Source organism: Streptomyces spiroverticillatus (genome assembly GCA_014650415.1).
Taxonomy (GTDB): domain Bacteria; phylum Actinomycetota; class Actinomycetes; order Streptomycetales; family Streptomycetaceae; genus Streptomyces; species Streptomyces spiroverticillatus.
Window position 1 is genome coordinate 730,051 of the sequence record BMUX01000002.1, and the last position, 24,769, is coordinate 754,819.

Annotated in this window: 16 protein-coding genes; 3 read left to right on the plus strand and 13 right to left on the minus strand. The window is 71.7% G+C overall.

The features are described from left to right. Positions 1-5 precede the first annotated feature (5 nt). Entirely contained in the window at positions 6-1,400 is a 1,395-nt protein-coding gene (locus tag IE269_RS07615) for a hypothetical protein (RefSeq protein ID WP_189821957.1), read from the plus strand. Positions 1,401-1,540: 140 nt separating this feature from the next. Here the strand turns inward: IE269_RS07615 and IE269_RS07620 are convergent, their stop codons facing one another. Further along, entirely contained in the window at positions 1,541-1,750 is a 210-nt protein-coding gene (locus tag IE269_RS07620; RefSeq protein WP_189821958.1) for an FmdB family zinc ribbon protein, read from the minus strand. Between the two features lie 33 nt (positions 1,751-1,783). Beyond that, positions 1,784-2,443, minus strand: a complete 660-nt coding sequence (locus tag IE269_RS07625; RefSeq protein WP_189821959.1) for an O-methyltransferase — start codon at positions 2,441-2,443, stop codon at positions 1,784-1,786. Positions 2,444-2,520: 77 nt separating this feature from the next. Between IE269_RS07625 and IE269_RS07630 the strand changes: the two genes are divergently transcribed. Next, positions 2,521-3,195 carry a DedA family protein gene (locus IE269_RS07630; RefSeq protein WP_189821960.1) on the plus strand — a complete coding sequence of 225 codons (675 nt, stop codon included), beginning with the start codon at positions 2,521-2,523 and terminating at the stop codon, positions 3,193-3,195. Here the strand turns inward: IE269_RS07630 and IE269_RS07635 are convergent. The 3 genes from IE269_RS07635 to IE269_RS07645 are packed head-to-tail and all read right to left on the minus strand — an operon-like array spanning position 3,125 to position 7,648. After that, positions 3,125-3,991 carry an HAD family hydrolase gene (locus tag IE269_RS07635; RefSeq protein ID WP_189821961.1) on the minus strand — a complete coding sequence of 289 codons (867 nt, stop codon included), beginning with the start codon at positions 3,989-3,991 and terminating at the stop codon, positions 3,125-3,127. The genes IE269_RS07630 and IE269_RS07635 overlap by 71 nt on opposite strands. Further along, positions 3,988-6,459 (minus strand): phosphoribosyltransferase, encoded by a 2,472-nt coding sequence (locus tag IE269_RS07640; RefSeq protein ID WP_229898288.1) that lies wholly within the window; start codon positions 6,457-6,459, stop codon positions 3,988-3,990. Before IE269_RS07640 ends, IE269_RS07635 begins: the two co-directional genes overlap by 4 nt. A 16-nt stretch (positions 6,460-6,475) precedes the next feature. After that, the gene (locus tag IE269_RS07645) at positions 6,476-7,648 is read right to left on the minus strand and encodes an HpcH/HpaI aldolase/citrate lyase family protein (RefSeq protein WP_189821962.1); all 1,173 of its coding nucleotides are present in this window, start codon (positions 7,646-7,648) and stop codon (positions 6,476-6,478) included. 188 nt (positions 7,649-7,836) lie between these two features. Between IE269_RS07645 and IE269_RS07650 the strand changes: the two genes are divergently transcribed. Beyond that, positions 7,837-8,724 (plus strand): TerD family protein, encoded by an 888-nt coding sequence (locus IE269_RS07650; protein ID WP_189821963.1) that lies wholly within the window; start codon positions 7,837-7,839, stop codon positions 8,722-8,724. Between the two features lie 207 nt (positions 8,725-8,931). On the opposite strand, the gene IE269_RS07655 is transcribed toward IE269_RS07650, so the two are convergent. From IE269_RS07655 to IE269_RS07690, 8 genes are all read right to left on the minus strand, one after another. Continuing rightward, positions 8,932-9,510, minus strand: a complete 579-nt coding sequence (locus IE269_RS07655) for a hypothetical protein (RefSeq protein ID WP_189821964.1) — start codon at positions 9,508-9,510, stop codon at positions 8,932-8,934. 158 nt (positions 9,511-9,668) lie between these two features. Next, complete coding sequence (locus tag IE269_RS07660) at positions 9,669-11,627, minus strand: arabinofuranosyltransferase AftB family protein (RefSeq protein WP_189821965.1); 1,959 nt, start codon at positions 11,625-11,627, stop codon at positions 9,669-9,671. Next, positions 11,628-12,755, minus strand: a complete 1,128-nt coding sequence (gene wecB / locus IE269_RS07665; protein ID WP_229898289.1) for a non-hydrolyzing UDP-N-acetylglucosamine 2-epimerase — start codon at positions 12,753-12,755, stop codon at positions 11,628-11,630. It abuts the gene before it with no gap. A gap of 75 nt (positions 12,756-12,830) precedes the next feature. Then, positions 12,831-14,747 carry an arabinofuranosyltransferase AftB family protein gene (locus IE269_RS07670; protein WP_189821966.1) on the minus strand — a complete coding sequence of 639 codons (1,917 nt, stop codon included), beginning with the start codon at positions 14,745-14,747 and terminating at the stop codon, positions 12,831-12,833. A gap of 263 nt (positions 14,748-15,010) precedes the next feature. After that, the gene (locus tag IE269_RS07675) at positions 15,011-16,645 is read right to left on the minus strand and encodes a lectin-like domain-containing protein (protein WP_189821967.1); all 1,635 of its coding nucleotides are present in this window, start codon (positions 16,643-16,645) and stop codon (positions 15,011-15,013) included. A gap of 262 nt (positions 16,646-16,907) precedes the next feature. Continuing rightward, a complete protein-coding gene (locus IE269_RS07680; protein WP_189821968.1) occupies positions 16,908-17,588 on the minus strand; it encodes a hypothetical protein in 681 nt (226 codons plus the stop codon). A 264-nt stretch (positions 17,589-17,852) separates the two neighbouring features. Next, positions 17,853-21,008, minus strand: a complete 3,156-nt coding sequence (locus IE269_RS07685) for an isopeptide-forming domain-containing fimbrial protein (protein WP_189821969.1) — start codon at positions 21,006-21,008, stop codon at positions 17,853-17,855. 225 nt (positions 21,009-21,233) lie between these two features. Then, on the minus strand, positions 21,234-24,662 hold the full coding sequence (locus IE269_RS07690; protein WP_189821970.1) for a DUF7927 domain-containing protein: 3,429 nt from the start codon (positions 24,660-24,662) through the stop codon (positions 21,234-21,236). Positions 24,663-24,769: the final 107 nt, after the last annotated feature.

Below are 24,769 nucleotides of genomic sequence, written 5' to 3' on the forward strand. Positions count from 1 at the left end.
GGGATGTGACGGCGACAGACGCGCAGCCGCAGACGCAGCGAGTACGCCGTCGGGCACGGCCCCCCGCCCGGAAGGCCTCGGGTGCCCGTGACGCGGTGGCGCTGATGCTGCTGCCGGTGGCGCTGCTGCCCCTCGCCGCCGCCTCCTTCGCCGGGGGCGGCACCCGCCGTTGGTTCGGCGGGCGCAGCGAGAGTGCGCGGGCGGACGCGCTGGCCGCGAAGGACGCCGCCGCCGCTGCCTTCTACGAGCTGGACACTGCCCAGCGCGACCTGCGGATCTCGATCGAGACGATCACCGCGGTGGACAGTTCGCCGGGCGCCCGGCGCACCGCCGAGCAGTTCGCCTCACTGGGGCAGCGCATCGACGAGGTCAGCCACACCTACATCACCGCGGTCGACGCCCATGATCTGGAGCGCGACGACCTGGACGCGGGCGACGCCGCCAAGGCGCGGGCCGAGCTGGGCCGGGCCAAGGACGATCTCGTACGGGTCAAGGGCGAGCTGGACCGCTTCTCGCAGAGCCTCACCCCACTGCTCGACAAGGCCGAGACGCAGCTCGCCCGGCTGGCGCCCGCCGTGGAGCGGGCCCGGCAGTCCCTGCTCGGCGCGAGCAACGCACTGGACGCGGTACGGGACGCGGGGCTGCGCGCCGACGACCTGGCGGCACGGCTGGCCGCACTGGGCCCCGAGCTGACCCGCCTCAACCAGGGCGCCGGGCAGCACGGCGTGCCGGAGACCCTGGAGCGGGCCGAGAAGGTGCAGCGGGAGGCGGAGGCGGTACGGGTCGAGGCGGCGGGTCTGCCGCAGCGTGCGGCGGAGATCGACCGCCGGCTGGTGTCGCTGCGGACCCGCGCCCAGGCACTGACCACCCGGGCCGGGAAGGTCGATCCCGTACTGAGCGAGCTGCGGCGCAGATTCGCGGCGGCGTGCTGGCAGGACCTCCAGCAGGTCCCCACGCAGGCGGCGGAGAGCGTACGGCTGGCGGAGCAGCGGCTGAAGGAGGCCGGGAAGGCGCGCGCGGAGCAGCGGTGGCCGGACGCCACCTCGCTGATCAGCACGGCGCGGGCGCTGCTGAACGACACGGACGAGGCGGTGTCGGCCGCCGGTGACCGGCTGCAGCGCCTCAACGCGGTCTCCAAGGACCCGCAGGTGGAGATCCAGCGCACCCGTTTCGCGATCCGCGACGCGCAGCGCCTGGCGATGGCGGGCCGCAACACCCCCGACCCGCGCCACGCCCGCCCGCTGGACGACGCGGTCGCCCGCCTGGACCGGGCGATCGCCGCTCTGGAGGGCCGCCACCCCGACTACTGGCACTTCCTCACGGAGACCGAGGCGGTCCGCTCAGCGGTCTCCCGCGTCGTCTCCGCCATCCGCGAGGAACGCGGCGCAGCGGCGGGCTGAGCCCCTGAAAGGGGCGCGGGGAACTGCGCAAAACACCAGCCACAACCCACCCGCACGCCCCCCTCCCAGCCCCGCAGGGTTACGGGAAGGGGCGGCTAGGGGAGAAACCCGCCCCGGCACCGGGTGCCCGCGAACCACCCTCAGCCGCAGCACCCGCCCCCGCAGCAGCCCCCGCCACCGCCACCACCGGCGGGCGCAGCGCTGGTCCCCCCGACGGCCACGGCCGACAGGAGCTTGACCGTGTCCGTGTGCCCCTCCGGGCAGGACGCGGGGTCGGAGGACTCCGCCATCGGCCGGTTCAGCTCGAAGGTGGTGTCACAGGGGCGGCAGCGGTACTCGTAACGAGGCATGGGCCCAGACTATGCGGGCCCACGCGGGCCCCCTCACCTCCTGCGGGCCAACGTCACCCCGTCCGCGATCCCCAGCATCACGCTCTCCGTCCGCCCGTCCTGCCCCACGTGCTCGTTGAACTCCCGGATCGCCGCCGCGCTCCCCGTCGCCCCCGCGTCCACCACTCCCCCGTGGAAGAGCACGTTGTCCACGACGATCAGCGCGCTCGGCCGCATCCTGGGCACCAACTCCTCCCAGTACGCGATGTATTGGGGCTTGTCGGCGTCCAGGTAGGCGAGGTCGATGTGCGGCGTGGCAGGCATTGTCCGCAGGGTCTCCAGTGCGTCGCCCAGTCGCAGCTCCACCCGGTCGGCGACCCCCGCCTTCTCCCAGGCCTCGCGCCCGTACGCCGTCCACTCCTCGGAGACGTCGCAGGTGATCAGCCGCCCGTCCTCGGGGAGCGCCTGCGCCATCGCCAGCGCCGAGAAGCCGGTGAAGGTGCCCACCTCCACCACGTGCCGCGCGCCCGTCAGCCGTACCAGGAAGGCCAGCAGCGGGGCCTGTTCGGCGGCCGACTGCATGCCCGCCGACTCCGGGAAGCGCTCCCAGGTCACCTCGACCAGTTCCCGCTGCACCGCGTCCAGCGGCGGATTGTGCGCCAGGACGTAGTCGTACAGCTCGTCCGTGATCTTCGTCGTGTTGCCCTTGGTCATCGGCCCACTCCTCAACCCATCGGCGTACGGATCGCATTTCAGTCTGCCTTCAGGGCAGCCGATCTAGCGTGGACTTCATGGTCGCAAGCGCAGCAGCACTCCCCGCCCCCTCCTGGATCACCGGGCTCATGGACAGCCTGGGAGCCCCCGGTGCGGGCCTCGCCATCGCCCTGGAGAACCTGTTCCCGCCCATCCCCAGCGAGGTGATCCTGCCGCTGGCGGGGTTCGCGGCGGGCGCCGGGCGGATGGATCTGTGGGCGGTGCTGCTGTGGACGACGCTCGGCTCGGTCGTCGGGGCGTTCGCGCTGTACGGGGTCGGGGCGCTGCTGGGGCGCGAGCGCACCGTCGCGCTCGCGGCGAAGATCCCGCTCCTGAAGGTCTCCGACATCGAGAAGACCGAGGCGTGGTTCGCCAAGCACGGGACGAAGGCGGTGCTGTTCGGACGGATGATCCCCGTCTTCCGCAGCCTCATCTCCGTCCCGGCCGGCGTGGAACGCATGCCGCTGCCCGTCTTCCTCGGGCTGACCACGCTCGGCAGCGCGGTCTGGAACGCGCTGTTCGTGATGGCCGGTTTCCTGCTCGGCGACAACTGGGAGCAGGTCGCGGGCTATGTGTCCGTGTACTCCAAGGTGGTGCTGGGTGTGGCCGCCGTCGCGGTCGTCGCCTTCGTGGTCGTACGGGTCAGGAAGGGCCGGAAGCCGAGGAGGCACCGGAAGCCGCGGACCCCGGAGAAGGAGCCGACGCTGCGATGAAGCGGCGCAGGATCTCCTCGCCCGCCGCCACGCCCTTCTCCTCAAGTGCCGTGACGTGCGGGGCGGTCCAGCCCTCGTCGGCGAGTTCGCCGTGGCCGGGGCGCCAGCCCCGGTCGGCGGCGCTGAGCAGGTCGGCGTCGAGGAGGGAGTCACCCGCGGCCAGGGTCAGCCGGGCGCCGGTGCGCCGGGCGACCTCGCGCACGGCGGCGCTCTTGGTGAGCGGGGCGGGGACGACGTAGATCTTGCGGCCCTGGAGGGAGACCGTCCAGCCGCGCTCGCCCGCCCAGCCGGCCAGTTCCTTCAGCCAGCCGCCGGGGAGCAGGGAGCGGTCCACCACGAGGTAGGCGAAGAGGTCTTCGGCGACCCGGTCCTTGAGCAGCCAGGCGGGGTCGGCGGTGCGGGCCAGGTGGGCGCGGATCTCGGCGAGCGGGGCGCACTCGTCGGCGAGGCGGGCGGTGACCCGCTCGTGCCAGTCGGGGTCGGAGACGCCGTTGACGAGGATGTGCCCGCCATTGGTGCAGATCGCGAACTCCGGCGTGGGCACGGGGAGTTGGATGCGCCGGTACTGCTTGCGGGTGCGGGTCGTGGTGGGCACGAAGAGCGCCCGGTCGGCCAGCTCCGGGAGCAGTCCGGCGGCGGTCTCGGTGACGTACGAGAGCGGCTTGCCCTCGTGGATCTCCACGCACAGCAGGCGCGGCGCCCGGTTGTCGGGGCCGCGCAGGCCGAGGGCGGCGGCGGAGTAGATGAGGGTGCGGTCGAGGTCGCTGGCGACCAACACGGGTGCGGGGGTGCTCACTTGGCGTCCACCGCCTTGCCGTCGGCGCCGGTCGCGCCGCGTGTGAAGCGGGGGTGGATCAGGCCCATGCAGGTGTACGGCAGGTCCTCGACCTCCTCCACCGGCACTCCGCGCTGCTCGGCGAGCAGGCGGATGTGCTTCAGGTCCGCGTCGGCGCCTCTCTTGGCGAGGATCTTCCAGGGGACGCGGCGCAGCAGGACCCGGGTGGTCTCGCCGACGCCCGGCTTGACGAGGTTCACGTCGTGGATGCCGTACTCCTCACTGATCCGCGTCACCGCCGCCCAGCCCTCCCAGGTGGGGGTGCGGTCCTGGCCCTGGAGGGCCTTGGCCTGGGCCACCGCGCCCTCGGCGACGTCGCCGAAGCGGGCGGTGATCGCGTCCAGGAAGTCGTTCGAGACGTCGGCGTCGGCCAGTTCGCGGTAGAACTTGCCGCCGTGGAAGTCGTTCGGCCCGACCAGGTCGGCGCGCAGCACCGTACGCGAAATCAGCCCGGAGACCGTGGAGTTGAGGCATGCGGAGGGGATCAGGAAGTCCTCGCGGGTGCCGTAGGTCCGCACGCAGGAGCCGGGGTCGGCGAGGACCGCGATCTCCGGGTCGAAGCCGCCGAGCGTGCTCTCGGTGCCGGTCGCGGTGTGGAACTCCTCGACGGCGGCGGCGAGTTCGCGGGTGATGGCGCCCTTGCCGGTCCAGCCGTCGACGAAGACGACGTCGGCGGGGTCGTGGTGGGCGGCCAGCCAGCGCAGGGCGTTGGCGTCGATGCCGCGGCCCCGGACGATGGAGACGGCGTAGTGCGGCAGGTCGAGGCCGTGCCGGTACTGCGCCCAGCGCCGCATCAGTACGCCGACGGGCGTGCCCGCACGGGCCAGCGAGACCAGCACGGGACGCGGCGAGCGCTCCGTGAGCACGGTCTCGGTGACGACACCGACCGCCTGCGCGATCCGGTCGGCGGACTCCGCCAGGGCGGCCCGGAACAGCTCCTGGTACTCCTGCGTGGGCTGGTACTCGACCGGCAGCGACTCGGCGTAGTGCGCGCCGCCCGCCTGGATGGCCTCCTCGCGCTCCTCGGTGGGGGCCTCAAGACTCACGTCCGAGAGGTCCTGGAGCAGCCAGCCGACCTCGTCGGGCGCGTAGGAGGAGAAGGCGGGACCACGGAGGGGTTCGGGCAGCACGGAGTTCTCCTGCGCAGGGGGGACGTACGAGGGGACGACCGCCAGCAGTACGCGGTCGGCATGCGGGGCGAGGCGGGACAACAAGCCGCCGGGGGCGTGGAGTCGGGGCGTGTCGGCGGTCGAGTCGACCACCGCGAGGACGGTGTCGAAGCCCGCGCCCGCGACGTTGTAGGCGTAGCGCTCGCCGGGGCCGTCGGCCGGGTCGTCGTGGGCGGGGAAGACCAGGCGGGTGCGTATCGCGTAGCCGGGGTCGTCGACGGCGAGGACCGGGGAGCGGGTGGTGGTGGAGTACCGGACGTCGACGCCCGCTTCCTCCAGAGCCGTGCCGATCCGCAGCGGCGCGTACATCAACTCCTCGAAGCCCAGGACGAGTACGCGCCCGGGCGCGTCCCCGAGCGCCTCGGCGACCCGCTTGCCCATGCCGGGCAGGGCGGCCTCCAGCGCCTCGCGGTGCGCGGCGGTGAAGCCGTGCCGCCCGCCGTCGGGTATCCCCTCGGGCCAGTCGAGTTCCACGCGAATGGCGTCGGGGGCGCCGGACGTGGGCACCCGGGTGGCCTGGGCCTCCTCCCGCTCGACCAGGCGCTGCCCCTTCTCCAGCACCCCTTCGGGCAGCCGTACGGTGCCCGAGGCGCGGGCGATCAGATCGACGCGGGCCCCGAGTTCGGCGGCGAAGGCGTCCAGGCGGGCCCGGTCGGCAGGGGTGCGCATGTCGACCAGGGCGACGACGACGTAACGCGAACGCGGGTGGCGGGCGTGCAGGTCACGGATGGTGTTGAGGACCGTGTTGCCGGTGGAGAACTCGTCGTCGACGAGCACCAACGGGCCGCCCCCGGCGAGCAGTCGGGGGTCAGAGGGCAGGAGCAGGTGGGAAGTGGCGTGGGAGTGCGACTCCTCGAAGCCGCCCGCCGCGGCGACCCCGGCGACCGGGCGCCGGGTGGAGTGCAGGTACGGGGCGAGCGCCAGGCCGTCGGCGACCGAGTGGCCGAGACCGGTGGCGGTCTCCGCGTAGCCGAGGACGACGGCCCGGGACGCCTCCGCGTCACCGAGAAGGGCGCGCACCTCGCGGCCGAGGGCGAGCCCGGCACCGTACACGAGGGAAGGTTTCTGCGGGACGTGCTTGCCGAGCACGTTCGACACGAGCAGGTGCGCCCGCTTGGGGTTGCGCCGCAGGGCGAGCCCGAGCAGGTCGTGCAACGACTCGGGGCCGCAGGCGTCCCCCGGCACCAGTTCCACGCCGAGGCGTTCCGCCACCCAACTGCCCGACCACACCACGTCGTTGTTCCCGCTTCCGCTCGTCACGTCCGTATCCCGCCTGTCATTCCTGGAGTCCCGCGAGACCCGCCGCGAGCAGTTCCACGAAGCCCACGTCCTCCCCCGCCACGCCGAACACCTCGGCCCGCAGCAGGGTGCGCTCCGCCCAGGCGCGGTGCGGCTTCACCTCGTTCATCTTGTTCGTGTACGCCGAGCGCAGGACCCCGCCGCCGCCCCGCTCGGGGCGCAGGATGTCGCGGGCGTCGCCGTACTCCTCGTGGCTGACCACGGACAGCGCATGCACGGGCAGGACGTGCGAGGGGTGGATGCAGGTCTTGCCCTGGAGGCCGTTGGCCCGGTCCAGGCCGATCTCCCGGAGGAGCCCGTCCAGGTCGTGCTCGATGAGCGCGGTGCGCAGCTCCTCCGCTTCCCCCTCCAGGAAGGGGCTGCGGCGCAGCTGCGGCTTGAACATGCGCTCCTGGACCTTGAAGTACTCCCACACCGGCCCGGTGATGGTGAACCCGGTGCCGTCGGAGCGGCCGAGGGTGTTGACCACGTCGCCGATGACGGAGGCGACGATCTGGACGTCGTACGCCGTCATGTCGGGCGCCCGGCGCAGTCCGTACGCGGAGCAGAAGTCGGTGACGCCGAGCCGCAGCGCGAGCACGCGGTCGCGGTACTTGTCGACGGTGCGGGCGATTCCGGCGAGGGTCTCGGTGCGGGTCTCCAGGTGGAGCAGCTCCGGGGACTCCAGGACGGGCATCGCGAAGAGGCGCCGTCCGCTCGCCGCCTCGGCGGCCGTGAGCGCCTCCAGGAACGGAACACCACGTTCCTCGGTGAACTTCGGAAGTACGAATCCGGACAGCAGCGACGCGGCGTCGCCGAGCCGGTGCACCAGGTCGGGTATCTGCTCCGGTTCGCGCACCCGGACGAAGAGCAGCGGGGTCTCGCCGCCCTGCCCGGCGAGCTCGGTGAGCCGGCGGACGAGGTTCTCCTCGGCGGCCTCGACGTCGCCGTCGGCTATCGAATCCTCCAGGCAGAGGACCATGGAGACCACTCCGCGCCCGGCCTGCTTGCGGATGTCGGCGGCGAGCCGGGGACGGGTCGCCGGGCTGTAGAGGGTCGCCCCGAGGGCGGCGGCGAGCACCGGCGCAGGCGAGTCCGCGTCGAAGGCGGCGGGCTCCCGGTGGAAGAGGCCCGCCCGCACCGCCGCAGGGATATGCCCGAAATGACGCATCTGAGTACCCCCGAGCTGGCGTGTGGAACGTCGGACATGTGGCCGGTAATAGTACGTAGGGGCGGGGGTCCGCAGTTCCCGCCTTGCGTGAATTCCAGGTAACTCGCAGGTCTCGGCCCCACCCCCGACCGTACGGGAACGGGCCCCCACGTTGTCCGCACGGGCTGCGGGAAGGCAGGATGACCGGCATGACGCACGCCATGCTGAAGGGCGCGAACGTACCCCTCGACGCGACGGCCGTAAGGGCCGTGCTCCGGTGGACCCCCGGGCCCGGCATCCCCAATGTGGACGCCTCGGCCCTCGTGGTGGGCGCCGACGGGCGCGTGCGCAGCGACGAGGACTTCGTCTTCTACAACTACGTACGCCACCCCTCGGGCTTCGTGCGCAAGCTGCCGATGAAGCGGGTGCCCGAGGGCTCCACCGACACCATCGTGGCGGACCTCACCTCGCTGGACCGCAGCGTCGACCGGGTGGTGATCGCCGCCTCGCTCGACGGGGAGGCCTTCGAGGGGGCCACCTTCGCGCACGTCCGCGACCTGTGCATCCTGCTGTACGACGCGACGGCGGCCGGTGCCGAGCCGCTCGCGATGTTCGACGTGAAGCCGGAGACCGGCGAGGAGACCGCCGTGATCTGCGGCGAGGTCTACCGGCGCGGGGACGGCTGGAAGTTCCGCGCGGTGGGCCAGGGCTACCCGACCGGGCTGGTCGGGCTCGCCACCCAGTTCGGCGTCTCGGTCGACGAGAGCGAGAGCCCCGACATCCCGGAGCCCTCCTCCGGCCCCGCCTCCCCGGCGAGCGCACCCCCGGTCCCCGCCCCCGCCCAGGAGCCCGTCACCCAGGCGGTCCCCCCGACCGCCGCCCCCGGGCAGCCCTACCCGCAGCCCCCGGCGCAGCCCGCCTACGGCTATCCGCACGCTGCCCCGCCCCCGCCGCAGGGCCAGCCGGCCTACGGCTACCCGCAGCCCGCGTCCAACCAGCCCGCGTACGGCTACCCCCAGCCGGCGGCCGCCGCCGCGCACGCCCCGGACCCGAACTTCCGGCTGCCGCCGATGGGGCCGCAGTTCATCCGGGGCTGAGAGGCCCGGGACGCGAAACGGCGGCGGGGCCGCCCGGTGATCCACCGGGCGGCCCCGCCGCCGTACGTACGACACCGGCAGCGCCCACCGCACGAGGGCATCCGCCTGTNCCGTACGTACGACACCGGCAGCGCCCACCGCACGAGGGCATCCGCCTGTCCGGCCGCTCAGCGCCTCAGCGCCTCAGCGCCTCAGCGCCTCAGCGCCTCAGCCGATGATCCACCCCGCTGCCTCCATGAGGAAGACCGCCGCCTCCTCGTCCGAGTCGGCCTGGTTGTTCGCGTCCACGTCCCGTGCCGGAGGCGTGGTCTTCGTCGCCGCATCGGAGGACCTGACCGTCTGCACCGCGGCGTCCTGGCCCTGCTTGAGGGCCTCGGGCGTCTTGGCGACCGCAAGCTGGGTGATCCGGTTGGCCGCCTCCGCCACCTTCGCCGCCGCCTGCGCCGCGGCGACCGCGGTGGTGGCCGCCTGGGCCTCCTGGTAGAAGCGCACCGCGTCCGCCCGCGCCGCATCGGCCGCGGCCGTGTTCGGCGGGTCGACGAAGTAGTGCAGCGTCCGGGCCCGGAAGTCGGCGCTCAGCGCGCGCTTCTTGTGGCAGTCGAGCGCCTTCGCCTCCTCGTCCGTCTCGTCGGCCGGCGTGCACAGCCACGGCGCGGCGTCCCCGAAGGCGACCCGCTCCACCGCGACCGCGTGAGCGGGCAGCGCCGCCGCACCCATCGCCAGCCCGGCCACCGCGGCCAGCGCCGCCGCCCGCACTCCGCCTCGTACCACCGTTCGCTTCAGCACCTCGCACCACATCCCTCTTCTGAGAATCTCCCCGGACCGCTGCGCGCTCCGGGCTACGGTTCCCGCCCCACGTCAAGATCAGTTTCGGCACAGGCCGCGCCGCACTGCACGCCCACCGCGTCCACCCGGTGTCGGCGGGGCGCGTGTCCCCGCCGCCGCTACGTCAGGTCTCGGCGGCACAGCGCCCGCTCCGCCTCCCCGGGGTCCTGCGGAATCCGCAGCGCGGTCCGTGCCCGGGCCCCGGTCAGGTTCGCCCAGAGCCGCCCGGCCGTGAGCGGCTCGCGCACCGCGGCCAGCAGCTCCGCGGGGCCGGGACAGGCCAGCGCCCGCCGCCCGGCGGCCACCGCGTCCCGTACGGAGTCCTGGTAGTTCTCGGCGTACGAACCGGGCACCGCGTAGTCGGCCATCAGCCACTCCCCCGACAGGGACTTCTCGTGGCCGGGCCGCCCGCGCTCCCCCATCTCCAGGTGCGAGGCGAGCGGCGAGGTGAGCCCGAGGGTGTCGACCGCGTGCCCGTCCAGCGGTACGAGTGCGCCGATGCTGCCCGCGTTCTGCCCCGACACCACCAGGTCGGTGCCGTGCTTCGGCAGCAGTTCGGTGCGCCCGTACAGCCAGGCCGCGTCCCCCCGGAAGAGCAGCGCGCGCGCCGGGCCGACGCCCTTGGCCCGCAGGTCCAGGGCCTCGCGCAGGGTGGGCGACGCCTTGTCGAGGGCCACGACGAACGGTTCCCCGTCCAGCGGGCGCTCGGTCGCGGTCGCCGCCGACCACCACAGGCGTTCGTCGGTGACCCCGCCGGGCCCGTAGCCGCCCCCGTACGAAGGACGCCACACCAGCGCGCTCAGCACCGCCCACACTCCGACCAGCGCGAGCGTCACCAGCATCGCGACGCGCGCCCGCGAGGCCCGGGCCGGCAGCGGCACCACCGTCACCGGCAGCACCAGCAGGAAGACCGCGGGCAGCAGCAGCCGGGCGTGCATGAAGTCGCCGCCCACCACCACGACGTATCCGGCACTCAGCAGCCCCGCCCCGAACGCGGTGCGCCGCAGCGTCTGCCGCGCCCGCGCCCGCACCCCCCTGACCTGGCCCGCGACCTGCGTCGTGCGGCCCGCGCGCCCCTCGTGGTGCACCACACCCACCGCGAAGGCCACCACGAGCAGCACCCCGACCAGGCCGAGCCAGTAGCTGCGCTCCAGGTCGACGACGTACCCGATGCCGCGGAGCACCTCGCTGGCCAGGCCCTCCTTGGCGACGGCACTGTTGGGCACGAGCATCCCGTAGTACGCCATGCGGAAGATCTCGTACGTCACGGGAAGCGCGAGCGCGCACAATCCCGGCCGCCAGGCGCGCCGCCACGGCACATCGGCCAGCGACCGCAGCACCAGCAGCAGACACCCGGAAACCAGGGCCAGTTCGGGACGGACCAGCGGGCCGAGCCCCAGGAGCGCGGCCGGCAAGCCCAGCCGCACCCCCGTGGCCCGCTCCGGGAGCCCGGCGACCAGTGCCGTCAGCGCCCACCAGCACCACCCGAGCCACGCCATCACCAGCGAGATCTCCAGCCCCGAGGTGGTGAAGTCCCAGAACGGCGGCAGCACCGCCACCACCAGGCACCCGGCGGGCAGCACCCGCACGGGCACCCCGCGCGCGGGCCCGTCGTCCGTCCCCGTTCCCAGGCCCACCAGCCGGACCGTGCCCAGGCACCCGAGCAGCAGCCCGAGCGGGGCGAGCAGCAGCCCGGCCAGCAGCGCCGCGTCCTCGGGCGCGAGGCCCGACACCCACGACAGGGCGGCCAGCAGCCAGGCCCAGGCGGGCGAGGTGACCGACTCGACCCGTTCGCCCGCGTTGAACACGGGACCGTTCCCGGCCAGGATCTGCCGAACCGTGCGTACGACGATGAGGCCGTCGTCGGACATCCAGCGCCGCTGGAAGCCCATGAGCAGCAGCAGGGCAGGGGCCGTCAGCAGGGCGACCGCACGCAGCACGCGGGTGCCCCGCGGTCCCGGACCTGCCGCGACGGCCGCGCGGACGGCGCCGGCCGCGCGGGCCGGTGCCGGGATCCGGGCGGTCCTGGGCGCGGCGGCGTCCGGGCCGGGAACGAGGGTGGCGACGGGTTTGGACACTTAGCCGTCCCTGTCCACCAACCGTGCGACGGCCTGGACGATCCGCTCGCTGGCGTGCCCGTCGCCGTACGGGGACGGGGTGACGGCGAGCCGGGCGTGCAGACCGGTGTCGGCGAGCATCGCGTCGGCCGCCTTGCCCAACTGCCTGCCGGGCTGCACCAGTTGGGCAAAGCCTGCCTGGATGGCCTCGGGCCGCTCGGTGGAGTTGCGCACGACCAGCAGCGGCTTCTTGAGCACCGTGCACTCCTCCTGCACGCCACCGGAGTCGGAGACCAGCAGACGGGCGTGGCGGGCCAGCGACAGGAACTGCCGGTGGTCGACCGGGTCAACGGTGTGCAGCCGGTCCAGCGCGTCGCCGAGCCCGGCCCGCAGGGCGGCGCCCCGGGTGCGCGGGTGCAGCGGCATCAGCACCGGAAGCGGGAATTTGGCGAGCTCGGTGAGGATGGAGCGCAGCCGGTCCGCGTCGTCGGTGTTCTCCGGGCGGTGGATGGTGGCCAGCGCGTACGAGTCGGCCTGCAGGCCCACGTGCTCCAGGAACCGCAGCGAGTCCTCGACGGGCGGCAGCGAGAGCTGGACGGCCTCGACGATGGTGTTGCCGGTCAGCTCGATGCGGTGCGGGTCGACGCCCTCGCCGAGCAGGTTGTTCATGGCGGTGGCGGTGGGCGCGCAGTGCAGGTCGGTGACGGTGCCCGCGACCCGGCGGTTGATCTCCTCGGGCATGTTCCGGTCGTAGGAGCGCAGGCCCGCCTCGACGTGGACGACCGGGATGCCGCAGTAGTGGGCGGCCTGGGCGGCGGCGGAGACGGTGTTGGTGTCGCCCTGGACGACGACCGCGCTGGGGCGTTCCTCGGCGAACTGGTTGCCCAGGTCGGTGATCATCCGGGAGATCTGGATGATCTGCGAGGTGCCGCCGACGCCGCGCAGGGTGGCGTGCGGGGCGGGCATCCGGAACCCCGTGAAGAAGGTGTCCGTGAGGGAGGGGTCGTAGTGCTGGCCGGTGAAGACGACCCGGCCGCGCGGCCCGAGGAGACGGCTGACCTGCGAGAGCTTGATGATCTCGGGTCGGGTGCCGAGGACTACGGTGACCGGGGGTCCATCGGGTCTGATCAGCGTCTGGGTCCAGGGCACGGCCGCTGGCTGCGCGTTCAAGGGCACCTCGTGGGGGGAGAAGGGATGGGGGGGGAGGTACGGCAGAGAGGTGGTTCAGGGGGTGCGGGGGGCGTCACGCACGGGGGTGGCGGAGGGCCGGTGGCCGTTCTTGGGATCCAGTGCGGGGGTGCCCTTGCTCGGGCAGAACTCCCTCACGGCGACGGCCGGTTCACGGGGGATGCGCAGCCGGGTGCGCTGGGCCGCGCCCACCAGGTTCCGCACGAAACGCTCTGCGGTGAGCGGCGCGGTGGTGGACTCCCGGAGCTCGGCGAGCCGCCCGCAGCCCAGCGCCCGGCGGGCGGCGGCGACGCTGCCCGGGCTGGCGGCGGGCTCCTCGCGGTAGCGGGTCAGGGCGTCCGGGCCGGGCAGTCCGGTGGCGGGGGCGGCGTACCGGGCGAACAGCCAGGCGTTGCCGAGGTACTTCTCCTGCCCGGGCCACCAGCCCATGACCGGCACGAGGTGCGCGGCGAGCGGGTCGCCGGCCCCCCACATGTCGGCGACGACGGTGTCCAGCGGGGCGGCGCTGCCCGCCGCACCGGCGAACCCGGCGGCGACCACGGGCCGCTTCGCGCCCGAAGGCAGCGGCAGGGAGCGGTAGTTGCCCTGCGCGGGGCCCGCGTCGAAGTACCACAGGGCAGGTACGTGCGCCGCCCGGCCGAGCGCGGGGAAGGCGGCGCTCCAGGTGCGCTCGTCGGGGTGGCGGTCGCCGGTCGTCTGCACCATGTGGGCTCGGGCGTCGAAGAACCGGCCGTCCCCGCCGTCGTACGGAGCCCGCAACGGCGACGCGCTCAGCGCCGCCCACACGGCGAGCGCCGCGACCACCGTCACCAGCACCCGCCGCACCGGCAGCACCATCACCGGGAGCAGCAGCGTGAACAGGGCGGGCAGGGCGGCGCGGGCGTGCAGTTGGTCGCCGCCCACCCGCCAGACGTAGAGCGCGAGCAGGCACCCGGCGAGCACCGGCGCCGCGGCGAGGACGCTGCCCCTGCCCTGCCGCAACACCGTCGCCTCCAGCGGGGTGCGGCGCGGCGCGACCAGCTTGTCGGCGAAGGAGTAGATCAGGCCCAGTCCGCCGAGCAGGACCAGCGGCAGCAGCATCCAGTACGAGTCGATGAAGTCCTCGAAGTAGAGGCGGCCGCGCTCGTGGTGCACGCCGGTGGCCTCGCGGGCGACGGCGGGCAGCGGCAGCAGCAGGCCGTAGTACCCGGCCCGGAGGATCTCGTACGAGACGGGCAGGGCCAGCGAGGCCCCCAGCAGCCCGAGCGCGGTGCGCCGGGCGGGCCGCAGCATCCACAGCAGCGCGCCGACGAACACCAGGGAGGTGAGCGTCAGCTCGGGCCGTACCAGCGGGCCGAGCCCGGCGACGACCGCGCAGAGGTACACAAGCCTGCCCTGCGGTGCTTCGAAGAGTTCGCCGGGGTGTCCTTGCGGGCGGCAGGCGACGAGCAGCCGCCAGGCCCCGGCGGTCCACAGGAACACCGCTCCGGTGTCGAGTCCGGCCGCGCTGAACTCCCACACGGGCGGCAGCGCGAGCAGCACCAGCAGCCCGGCGGGCAGCATCGGCAGGGGGCGGCCGAGGAGGTGGCCGTGCAGGACGCGCGCGCCGTCGACGGCGAGCAGCAGTCCGGCGGCGGCCAGCAACAGGCCCAGCACGACGGCCAGTTGAGGGAGCCGGGCATCGGGCGTGAAGGCCCCGCCGGCGAGGAGCAGGCCCTGCCAGAGCGGACTGAGGAAGGCCTCCGCGCGCTCGCCCGCGTTGAGGACGAGCCCGTTCCCGGCGAGGAACTGCCGGACGGTGCGCAGGTGGACGAGGGTTTCGTCGGCGACCCAGCGACGCTTGAGCCCGATGAGGACCAGGGCGGCGGCCCCGCCGAGGGCCAGTGCCGTGTTCCACCAGGGGAGCAGACGGGCGGCGGGGCGAGGAGAGCCGTGGGTGGCGGATGCGGGAACCGCGTCTGCTCGGGCGACCATGCGCACTCCTCGGGACTGGACGGGGACGGAAGGCTGCCGGGCGGGGAGACGGGGGTGATGAGGACCGCCGTCTCCCCGGCCCGGAGGCCGACTTACGCACGCATCGCTGCGCTGAGGAGGGATACGGGGCCCGGCGCTCACGCGCAGGGGCCGCCCGGGGCACACGGGGGTGCCGGGGCTCGGCCGGGCCGGGGACGCACGGCGACGTGCGCGCGGGTCACCCGGCGGCAGGCCCGGGGTCCTTCACGGGACCCTGGGTGGGGTTACTTGATGCCGTGGCCCGGCTTGTGGCCGCCGCCGTCCGGCTTCGGCTTGGGCTTGTCCGACTTGTCGACCGTGGTGGTCGTGGTCGACGTGTTGTCCTTCAGGTTCGGGTCCGTCACGGTGGGCGGCGGGGTGACCTTGGCCGTGTTGACGACCTTGCCCGCACGGGACGCGGTGCCCGTGATCGTGAAGGTGACCTTGCCGCCGACGGGGACGTCGACCTTGGCGTTGATCTTGTTGCCCGAGCCGGAGGAGCCCGCACCGCACTTGGCGCCCATGCTCGCGGCGCACTTGTAGGTGACACCGAAGACCGGGGCCGGGACGGTGTCGGCGACCATGGCGCCCATGGCGTTGGCCGGGCCCTTGTTGGTGACGGTCAGGGTGTAGGAGACCTTGCCGCCCTCCTTGACCTTGGCCGTGCCGGTCTTGACCATGCCGAGGTCCGCCGGGGCGTCGATGACGACGTTGCGGATCTCGTAGTTGCGGGTCGCACCACCGGTGGAGGCGCCGAAGCCGAGCTTCAGCGTCGACGGGAGGGCGGCCTGGCCCTTGCCCTTGGTGATGTCGAAGTCCTTGATGACGACCTTGCCGTTCAGCGTGACGGTGAGCTTGCCCTTGCCGTCGTAGCTGAGCTTGACCTTCTTGCCGGCGGCACGGTCGCCCTCGATGCCCGCGCCCGGCTTGGTGCCGGTCAGGTACTCGAAGCCGGTGTTCTTGTCGCCGGAGCCGCGCACCGACACCGAGTCGGGCGAGTAGCCCAGCGCGTTGTCGTAGCCGCCGAAGGGCTCGGTGCCGTGGCCGTTGCCGGCCGCGTCGCCCGCGTAGTTGCCGTACTCGTCGAAGCCGACGCCGATGTAACCACCGGTGACGCCCTCGCGCGGGGCCGGGCGGGGGTCGCCCGGCTTGCAGAAGGCGCAGGAGTAGCCGAGGCCGGGGCCGGTGGCGCCGGGCTCGGAGTCCTTGGCGCCGTCGATCAGGAAGGCGCTGAAGCCGTCGCCGTAGTGGTCGAAGCCGGTGTGGCCGTCGGAGAACTTCGTGCCGCCGTGGGCCGCGTAGTCGAACTCGACAGTGAAGCCCTGGGTGGAGGGGAACGCCTTCTGGAGGAGGGCGACGCCCTTCTTGTCGTTCTCGGCCGGGGTCAGCTGGAGCCAGCCGCCGTCCAGCTTCGCGGAACCGGCGAGCTTCCAGTCCGGGGCGGAGGCACCGGAGAAGGTCTCCTTGACCGGGAACGGGGAGGCCATGGCGGCCTTGTTCGCGATGCCCGCGGTCGGGTTCTGCGCGGCGAGCTCGCGGACCTGGTCGACCAGGATCTGCGCGGTGCGGTTGCGGACCCGGTCGTTGCCCGGAGCGCCTCGGTCCATCTCGGCGAAGGCAGCGGCGATCACCGGGTTGTCCTTGGCCATCCGGGCCTTGGTCTCGGCGGTGATCTTGGCGGCCATCTTCTTGGCCACGTCGGCGATGGGGTTGCCGTCGTCGTGCTTGACGGCCTTGACCGTCTTGGCGTCCACAGCCGCCGTGTCCGCGAAGGCGGGGGTGGACATGAAGGCCGAGAGGGCCAGGGAGCCGGTGACGACCGCGGCGGGGAGGCGGCGGGTCACCCGCTTCGTGCTGCGGACTGCTGAACTGGCTGACACTTGCTGTCTCCAAGAGGTGGTTTTCCGACAGTGCGTCCGCCGCCCCCTGCGCACCCAGGAGTGAGAGCACGAACACACTTGGTGATCTTTCCGTGCTCTGCATATCAACATCCGGGGATGAATATGCTGATTTCTATAGCATTTCGCCCCCTAATGGACATATCGGTTACTTGCATCGGCCTAACGCGCCCTCGGCGCGGTCCGGACGCGCGAAAGGCGGCACCTGACGTTTCGTCAGATACCGCCCCGGCCCCGGTCCGTGTCAGACCGCGATGCGCACTCCCCGCCCGCTCTGCCGCCGCCGCGCGTACACGACCGCACCGGCACCGGCCGCCGCCACCAGGATCCACGGGTCGACGAGGGGGATCTCGTCGGGGGGAACCACCGTGAAGGAGGCCTTGTCGACGTACGCGACCTGTCCGCCGCCGCCGCCGTTGTTGCGGGGGTCCCAGAAGTTCGTCTCGCCCGTGAAGATGTCCGCCTCCCCGGTCTGCGCGTCCTGCGGGACCTTGTACTGGATCTGGATGACGGCCCGGTCGCCCGGGTTCCACGGCTTGCCGTCCCGGTCGTCCGGGTCGTCCGCGTAGTAGCAGCCAGCCTCCGGATTACTGGCGTCCCCGCCGTCGAGGTCGAGCCACCCCGCCGGGCAGGTGTAGGTCGTGTACCACGAGGGGTAGGAGCTGGTGGCTTTGGGCCCGTTGAGCAGGATCTTGACGGTCTCCATGGCCGTGTCCGAGTCATTGGTGACCGTGAGCACACCGTTCACGGACTGCCCCGGAGCGACCCGCTGACCGCTCGGGCTGAGGGTCGCGAGCACCCCTCGCCCGGCCCTGACCGCGTTCGGCTCGGCCGGCGGCTGCCCCCGCTCCGCGGCCACCCCCGCTCCGGCGGGGCCGAGCAAGGCCCCCAGCAGCACGGCAGCGACGACAGGCCTACGCATCATGTTTTCTCCAACGGAAGGGGCCGACAGGCGAACGGCTCGCAGGGGCGGTCCGACCGTAGGTCGCCGCCATGCGTCAACCGCGCGCAGACACCCGTACCCCCATCGCTTGCACCCGGCAAGATCAATGTTGCCACTAGCCTGACGAACCGTCATTAGGACTATGGGACCGGGTAGTTGGGGCATACGAGAGCGCCCGCACCGGAAACCCGGCACGGGCGCCCCGCAGGCCGCTCAGTCAGTCACGGACCGACGGAGCGCCTGACCTCAGTGGTCCCGGCGGCGCACGGCCGCCATGGTCAGGGCGCCGCCGAGCAGCAGCAGACCGGAGACACCGCCGAGCGCGAGCAGCGTGCCGGTGTCACCGCCCGTCTGCGCGAGCTGTCCGGCGGAGCCGCCCATCGGCTGGTGACCGGGCTTGTGCCCGTGCGGCTTGACCGGCTTCTTGCAGGGGTTCTTCGCACCGGGCTTGTGGCTGCACGGCTTCTTGCAGGGGTTCTTGGCACCCGGCTTGTTGCTGCACGGGTCCGGCTTCGGAGGCACCGGGGGCTTCGGGGGAACCACGACCGGCGGTACGATCTCCACCTTCGCCGAGCAGACGTCCTCCGGCGGCTCGTTCGGGTCACCCGGCCAGCAGTTGTACTCGCTGTTGACCGTATTGGTCATCGTGGCGCCCTGCTTCTTCGGGAGCCCCTTCAGCGCGTCCTTGCGGACGGTGACGCTGAAGCTGACGACGGCCTTCTCCCCGATCTTCAGCGGGCCGGTCCACTTGAGCCTGCCCTCCTCGTAGGAGACCGTGCCCGGACCCTCGACCTTGACGTCGTTGTTGTAGTCCGCGTACTTGAGGACGCCCGGGAGCGGGTCGATCACGTAGTCGAAGTCGGGGTCGCCCTCGACGTCGGACTTGCCGGTGCTGGTCATCGTCCAGGTGTACGTGACCTTCTCGCCCTGCTTGACCTTGGCGGGGGACGCCGTCTTGGCCGTCTGGAGGTAGGCGATGCCACCGGTGGTGGAGCAGTTCGGGTCGCCGTTCTCGCAGACGCCCGTGTTCTCGTCGCCGTCGTCCAGGGCGCGCCGCAGACCGCGGATCGAGGAGAGGTCGTAACTGGAGCGCTGGCTGTTGGAGATCACCATGTTGCCGAAGTTCCGGCGCTTGACCGTGATCGAGTAGACGATCCGCACTTCCTCCCCGGCCCGCAGTTCGCCCCGCCAGTTGAGCTGGGGCGCCTGGTTCGGCCGAAAGGTGAGCTGTCCCTGGGGTCCGGAGACCACCTGGGCGTCGTTGTTGTAGTAGGCGTCGTCCAGCACGTCCGTCATGTCGTCGGAGATGTTGGCGGAAGCGCCGCCGACCAGGTCGACCTTGCCGTTGTTCCGGGCGCCGACCTCGAAGACGTACCGCTGGCCCGCCTTCGGCCGCGACGGCCGGCCGATCTTGTACGTCAGCAGTTCCGCGACGGGCACCCTGGTCCGGCACGTCGCGTCCGCGCTGCTGCTCACGCAGTTCGAGTCCGGTACGGAGACACCGTTGTCCAGCACCTTGTCGCCGGAGGCCCGCCGCGGGGTCTTCACCGCGTACGTGAGCGTCAGCCTGGCCCCCCGGGACAGCGGGCCGGTCCAGGTCAGCTTCCGGGTCCGCGGGTCGAAGACCGGCTCGGCGGCCGGAGCGCCGTCGACCTGCGCGCTCGGCGCACGGCTCAGGTCGGCGGCGTCGAGCACCTCGGTGAGGTCGTCGGTGACCGTGACGGAGTCCCGGTCGGCGCCCGGGTTCTGCACGACGATCGTGTAGGCGACGGTGTTGAGGTTGCCCGCGACCTTCTGGCCGACCGACTTGGAGACCTTCAGCGGCTGCTCGACCAGCCTGACGTTGGTCCGGCACTCCGCGGCCCTGCCGGACTCGCAGTTGGAGTCGTCGACGCGGACCGCGTTGTCGAGCAGCTTGTCGCCCGCGAGCGGGTTCTTGACCTTCACGTCGTACGTGAGGACCAGCTTGGCACCCGCGGCCAGCGGACCCTTCCAGGTCAGCCGCTTGTTCGCGGCGTCGAAGGCGGCGACCGAGGTGGTGGCGTTGCCGTTCACCGTGGCGCGCGGGCTGCCGGTGACGTCGGCGGCGTCCAGGACGGCCGTCATCTCGTCGACGACCTCGACCTCGTCACGCGCGATGCCGGGGTTCTCCACCTCGACGGTGTACGTGACCGTGTCGCCGCCCTCGGCGGTGCTGCGGCCGACGGTCTTCTTCGCCTTCAGCGGTACGTGCGTGAGCTTGACGTTGGTCGTGCAGGCGGCGTCGGTCGAGCCCGCCTCGCAGTTGGACCGGTTCGCCGTGACCAGGTTGTCGAGCTGCTGGTCGCCGCTCGGCTTCTTGTTGGTCCTCACCTGGTAGGTCAGCTTGACCGTCTTGCCCAGCGGAAGGTCACCGCTCCAGGTGAGCCGCTGGTTGCCGGCGTCGTACGTCGGCGCGGCGACGGGGGCGCCGTCGATGGTGGCGGTCTGCGCACCCGTGATCACGGCGGCGTCCATGACCTTGGTCATGTCGTCGTAGATCACCGCGGGCTTGATGTCCTCAGTACCGATGTTGGTGGCCTCGACGGTGTACGTCACCACCTCGCCGTTCTGCACGGCGGCCTTGTCGGCGGACTTCTTCAGCCTGAGGTTGGGCGGCGGCGGGGTGACGCCCACCAGGCGGCCGTAGAGGCAGGCGCCCGTGGTGGCGTTCTCCGCGGTCTGCCAGGTCTGGATCAGCGGGTTGCTCGACGAGCAGGTGACCTTGCCGGAACCGTCCCTGCTGCCCTCGCGGAAGCCGCGCAGGTCCAGCTCGTACTTGCGGCCGTTCGCGGAGGTGAACTGCTCGACGTTGCCGCCGCAGTCGATCGTCACCGGGTCCGGCACCAGGCCGGGCCGGTTGTCGGTCTCGACGACCTTCCAGGTGCAGACGACGTCCTTGCCCTGGAGGAAGAAGTGCAGCTTGCCGCGCACCTCGGGGTCGGTGCCGATGGTGCGGATGACGTTGTTGTAGCGCGACAGCTCCGCCATCTGGAACTCGACCTCGACCTCCTCGACCTGCTTGACGGAGGACTTGAAGCCGATGGCGCTCTGGTTGCCCGTGTTGTTCGACGGACAGAAGAGGTGGCCCGACCAGGTGGCGATCACCTCGTCGGTGCTGGGCCCCGGGTTGATGAGACCACCGCAGGGAAAGGTGGTCTTGTCGTAGTCGGAGATCGAGGTCGTCGGTGCGCTCCCGAAGTCGACGGTGTCGGCGAACGCGGCGCGGTTCTCCCGCGGGGCGGGGGCGTCGGCAAAGGCGGGGACGGTCGTGCCCGACATCAGCGTGGCGAGCCCCACGGTGACGACACCGGCCCGGGCGAACCGGTGTCTCAAAACGCCGGGCGACAGCGGCCCGCCGGGTCTGACAGAGGCGACTGACATCAATCCTCCGATTTTCTTCTTGCAGGTGGACGGGTTGCCGACCGTAGGCCGCCGTGCCGTCCCATCCGTGTGTAGACACCCGTATGCGCGGTGCTTGCACCCGGAAAGCTCAGTGCGGACGGCAAAAGCCCGCACCGGGGGCCGGTGCGGGCTTCGCCTCGTTCTACGAGCTGTTCAGTTGTGATGATGCTCCGTCAGATGCCGTACGGCCCGGGCGGATTGACCTCAGTGGTTGCGACGGCGCGCCGCCACCAGGGTCAGGCCGCCACCGAGCAGCAGCAGACCGGAGACGCCGCCGATCGCCAGCAGCGAGTCGGTGTCACCGCCCGTCTGCGCGAGCTGTCCGGTGGCGCCGCTCATCGGCTTGTGGCCGGGCTTGTGCCCGTGCGGCTTCTTGCACGGGTTCTTGGCGCCCGGCTTGTGGCTGCACGGGTCCGGCTTCGGCTTGGGCTTGGGCGGGATGACGTTCGGCGGCACGATGCGCACCTTCGCGGAGCAGACGTTCTCCGGCGGCTCGTTCGGGTCGCCCGGCCAGCAGTTGTACTCGCTGTTGACCGTGTTGGTCATCGTGGCGCCGCCCTTGTCGGTGAGCGACTTCAGCGCGTCCTTGCGGACGGTGACGCTGAAGGTGACGACGGCCTTCTCGCCCTTCTTCAGCGGGCCGGTCCACTTGAGCTTGCCCTCTTCGAAGGTGACCGTGCCCGGACCCTCCACCTTGACGTCCTTGTTGTACTCCGCGTACTTCAGGATGCCGGGCATGGCGTCGACCACGTAGTCGAAGGCGGGGTCGCCCTGGACGTCGGCCTTGCCGGTGCTGGTCAGCGTCCAGGTGTACGTGACCTTCTCGCCCTGCTTGACCTTGGCGGGAGACGCCGACTTGGCCGTCTGGAGGTAGGCGATGCCACCCGTGGTCTCGCAGTTCTCCTCGCCGTTCTCGCAGATCCCGCTGTCCTTGCCGACCTCGTCCGCGCGCCGCGCACCGCGGATCGAGGAGAGGTCGTAGGTGGAGGACAGCGAGTTGTTCAGGCTCATGTTCCCGAGGTTGCGGCGCTTGACCGTCACCGAGTACGTGATGTTCACGCTCTCGCCGACCCTCAGGTCGCCCTCCCAGTTGAGCGAGGTGGTCGTCCCCGCGGTGAAGGACAGGCGCCCGGCGGGGCCGGACACCACCCTGGCGTCGTTGTTGTAGTTGGCGTCGTCCACGACGTCGGTGAGGTTGTCGGTGGCCTTCAGCCGCGCGCCGCCGACCAGGTCGACCTTGCCGGTGTTGGTCAGGGTGATCGTGTAGAAGTACTTCTGCCCGACCCGGGGGGTGTCCGGACGGCCGGACTTCTTCATCGTCACTTCCGCGATCGGCACCGTGGTCTTGCACTTCGGGTCCGCCGCGGCCGTCTCGCAGTTGGAGCCGGGCACGGTGACGCCGTTGTCCAGCGCCTTGTCACCGCTCGCGACCCGGCCGGTGGTCACGGTGTAGGTGATCGTCAGCCGGGCGCCCTTGGCGAGCGGGCCCGTCCACGTCAGCTTCTTGGTCGCCCGGTCGTAGACCGGGGCGGCCGCCGGGGCGCCGTTGACCTGCGCACTCGGCGTACCGGTCAGCGAGGCGGCGTCCAGGACCTCGGTCAGGTCGTCGGTCACGGTGACCGAGCGGGCCGCGCCCGGGTTCTCGACCACGATCGTGTAGGCGACCGCGTTGCGGGAACCGGCGACCTTCTGGCCGACCGACTTGGTGACCTTCAGCGGCTGCTCGATGATCCGTACGTTGGTCTTGCACAGCGGGTCGGTCGAGCCGTCCGCGCAGTTGGAGTCCGGCACGCCGATCTTGTTGTCGAGCAGCTTGTCGCCGGACGCCGGGTTCTTGACCTTCACCTGGTAGGTGAGCAGCAGCTTCTTGCCGCGCGCCAGCGGACCCGTCCAGGTCAGCTTCTGGCCCGCCGCGTCGAAGGTGGCCGTGCCCGCCGGGGCGCCGTCGACGGTGGCGCTGGGCGTCCCGTCGAAGTCGGCGGCGTCCAGGACCTTGGACAGGTCGTCGGTGACGGTGACCGAGGCGCGGCCGGCGCCCGGGTTCTCGACCTCGACGGTGTACTTCACGATGTCGTCGGACTCCGCGGTCGTACGGTCGACGACCTTCTTGACCTTGAGCGGGGTCTCGATCGTGGTGACCTGGGTCTTGCACTCCGGGGCCGTGCCGGCCTCGCAGTTGGAGCCCGTGACCTTCACGACGTTGTCGAGCTTCTTGTCGCCCGCGAGCGGGTTCTTGATCTTCACGTCGTACGTGAGGACCAGTTTGGCGCCGGCGGCCAGCGGACCCTTCCAGGTCAGCCGCTTGTTCGCGGCGTCGAAGGTGGCGACCGAGGTGGTGGCGGTGCCGTTCACCGTGGCGCGCGGGGTGCCGGTGACGTCGGCTGCGTCCAGGACGGCCGTCATGTCGTCGACGACCTCGACCTCGTCACGCGCGTTGCCGGGGTTCTCGACCTCGACGGTGTACGTGACGGTGTCGTCCGCCTCGGCGGTGGTCTTGCTGACGGCCTTCTTGACCTTCAGCGGGACCTCGGTGATCTTCGTGTTGGTCTTGCAGTCGGCGGCCGTGCCGTTCGCACAGTTGGAGTCGGGCGCCGTGATCACGTTGTCGAGCTGGTCGTCGGAACCCGCCAGCTTCTTGGTGCGGACCCGGTAGGTGATCTCCACCTTCTGGCCGACGGCCAGGTTCCCGCTCCAGGTGAGCTTCTTGGTGTTCGCGTCGTAGGACGGCGGGTCGGCGGGCTGGCCGTCGATGGTCGCCGACTGGACACCGGTGATCTCCGCGGCGTCCATGACCTTGGTCATGTCGTCGGTGATCGTCGCCGGGTTGAGCGGCTGGGTGCCGGTGTTGGTGCCCGTGACCGTGTAGGTCACGACGTCGCCGTACTGGGCGGTGGCCTTGTCGACGGTCTTCTTGACCTCCAGCTGCTGCGGGACGCCGACCAGGCGGGCGAACAGGCACGCCCCCGTGGTGGCGTTCTCCAGCGTCTGCCAGGTCTGGATCAGCGGGTTGGTCGGCTGACACGTCACGTTGCCGCCGGCGTCCCTGGTGCCCTCGCGGAAGCCGCGCAGGTCCAGTTCGTACTTCTTGCCGTTGGCGGACGTGAACGGCTCGATGGTGCCACCGCAGTCGATCGTCACCGGGTCCGGCACGTCACCGGGACGGTTGTCGGTCTCGATGACCAGCCAGGTGCAGACCACGTCCTTCTTCTGGAGGAGGAGGTGCAGCTTGCCGGTGATCCGCGGGTTGGAGCCGCCGCCGGAGATCACGTTGTTGTACCGCGAGACCGCGGCCATCTGGAAGTCCTTCTCGACTTCCTGAATCTGGTTCACGGAGGGCTTGAAGCCGATGCCGCTCTGGGTGCCGATCGCGACGCTGTTCGGCGGGCAGGCACCGGTCCAGCGGCTCGCGGCACCGGACCACGTGGTGATGACCTCGTCGGTGCTGGGCCCCTGGTTGATGTAACCGCCGCAGGGGAAGGGCGCCCTGCTCACGTCGGAGAGCGACGCCGTGGGCGGCTCACCGAAGTCGATGGTCTCGGCGAACGCGGCGCGCTGGGCGCCCGGCGCGGGCTGGTCGGCGAACGCCGGGGCGTTGACCGCCGACATCAGCGTGGCGACACCGACGGTGACCACGCCTGCCTTGGTGAATCGACGTCTGAGTTTCGATGACCACTGAAGGCCGTCGTGTCGAACGGAGTCGACTGACATCAATCCTCCTGTTCTGTCTGGTAGTTGACCGG

Excerpts from the sequence above, each read along its gene's own strand:
- IE269_RS07670 (WP_189821966.1), bottom strand. The coding sequence starts at position 14,747 with ATGGTCGCCCGAGCAGACGCGGTTCCCGCATCCGCCACCCACGGCTCT.
- IE269_RS07680 (WP_189821968.1), bottom strand. The coding sequence starts at position 17,588 with ATGATGCGTAGGCCTGTCGTCGCTGCCGTGCTGCTGGGGGCCTTGCTC.
- IE269_RS07645 (WP_189821962.1), bottom strand. The coding sequence starts at position 7,648 with ATGCGTCATTTCGGGCATATCCCTGCGGCGGTGCGGGCGGGCCTCTTC.
- IE269_RS07625 (WP_189821959.1), bottom strand. The coding sequence starts at position 2,443 with ATGACCAAGGGCAACACGACGAAGATCACGGACGAGCTGTACGACTAC.
- IE269_RS07620 (WP_189821958.1), bottom strand. The coding sequence starts at position 1,750 with ATGCCTCGTTACGAGTACCGCTGCCGCCCCTGTGACACCACCTTCGAG.
- IE269_RS07685 (WP_189821969.1), bottom strand. The coding sequence starts at position 21,008 with ATGTCAGTCGCCTCTGTCAGACCCGGCGGGCCGCTGTCGCCCGGCGTT.
- IE269_RS07650 (WP_189821963.1), top strand. The coding sequence starts at position 7,837 with ATGACGCACGCCATGCTGAAGGGCGCGAACGTACCCCTCGACGCGACG.
- IE269_RS07630 (WP_189821960.1), top strand. The coding sequence starts at position 2,521 with ATGGTCGCAAGCGCAGCAGCACTCCCCGCCCCCTCCTGGATCACCGGG.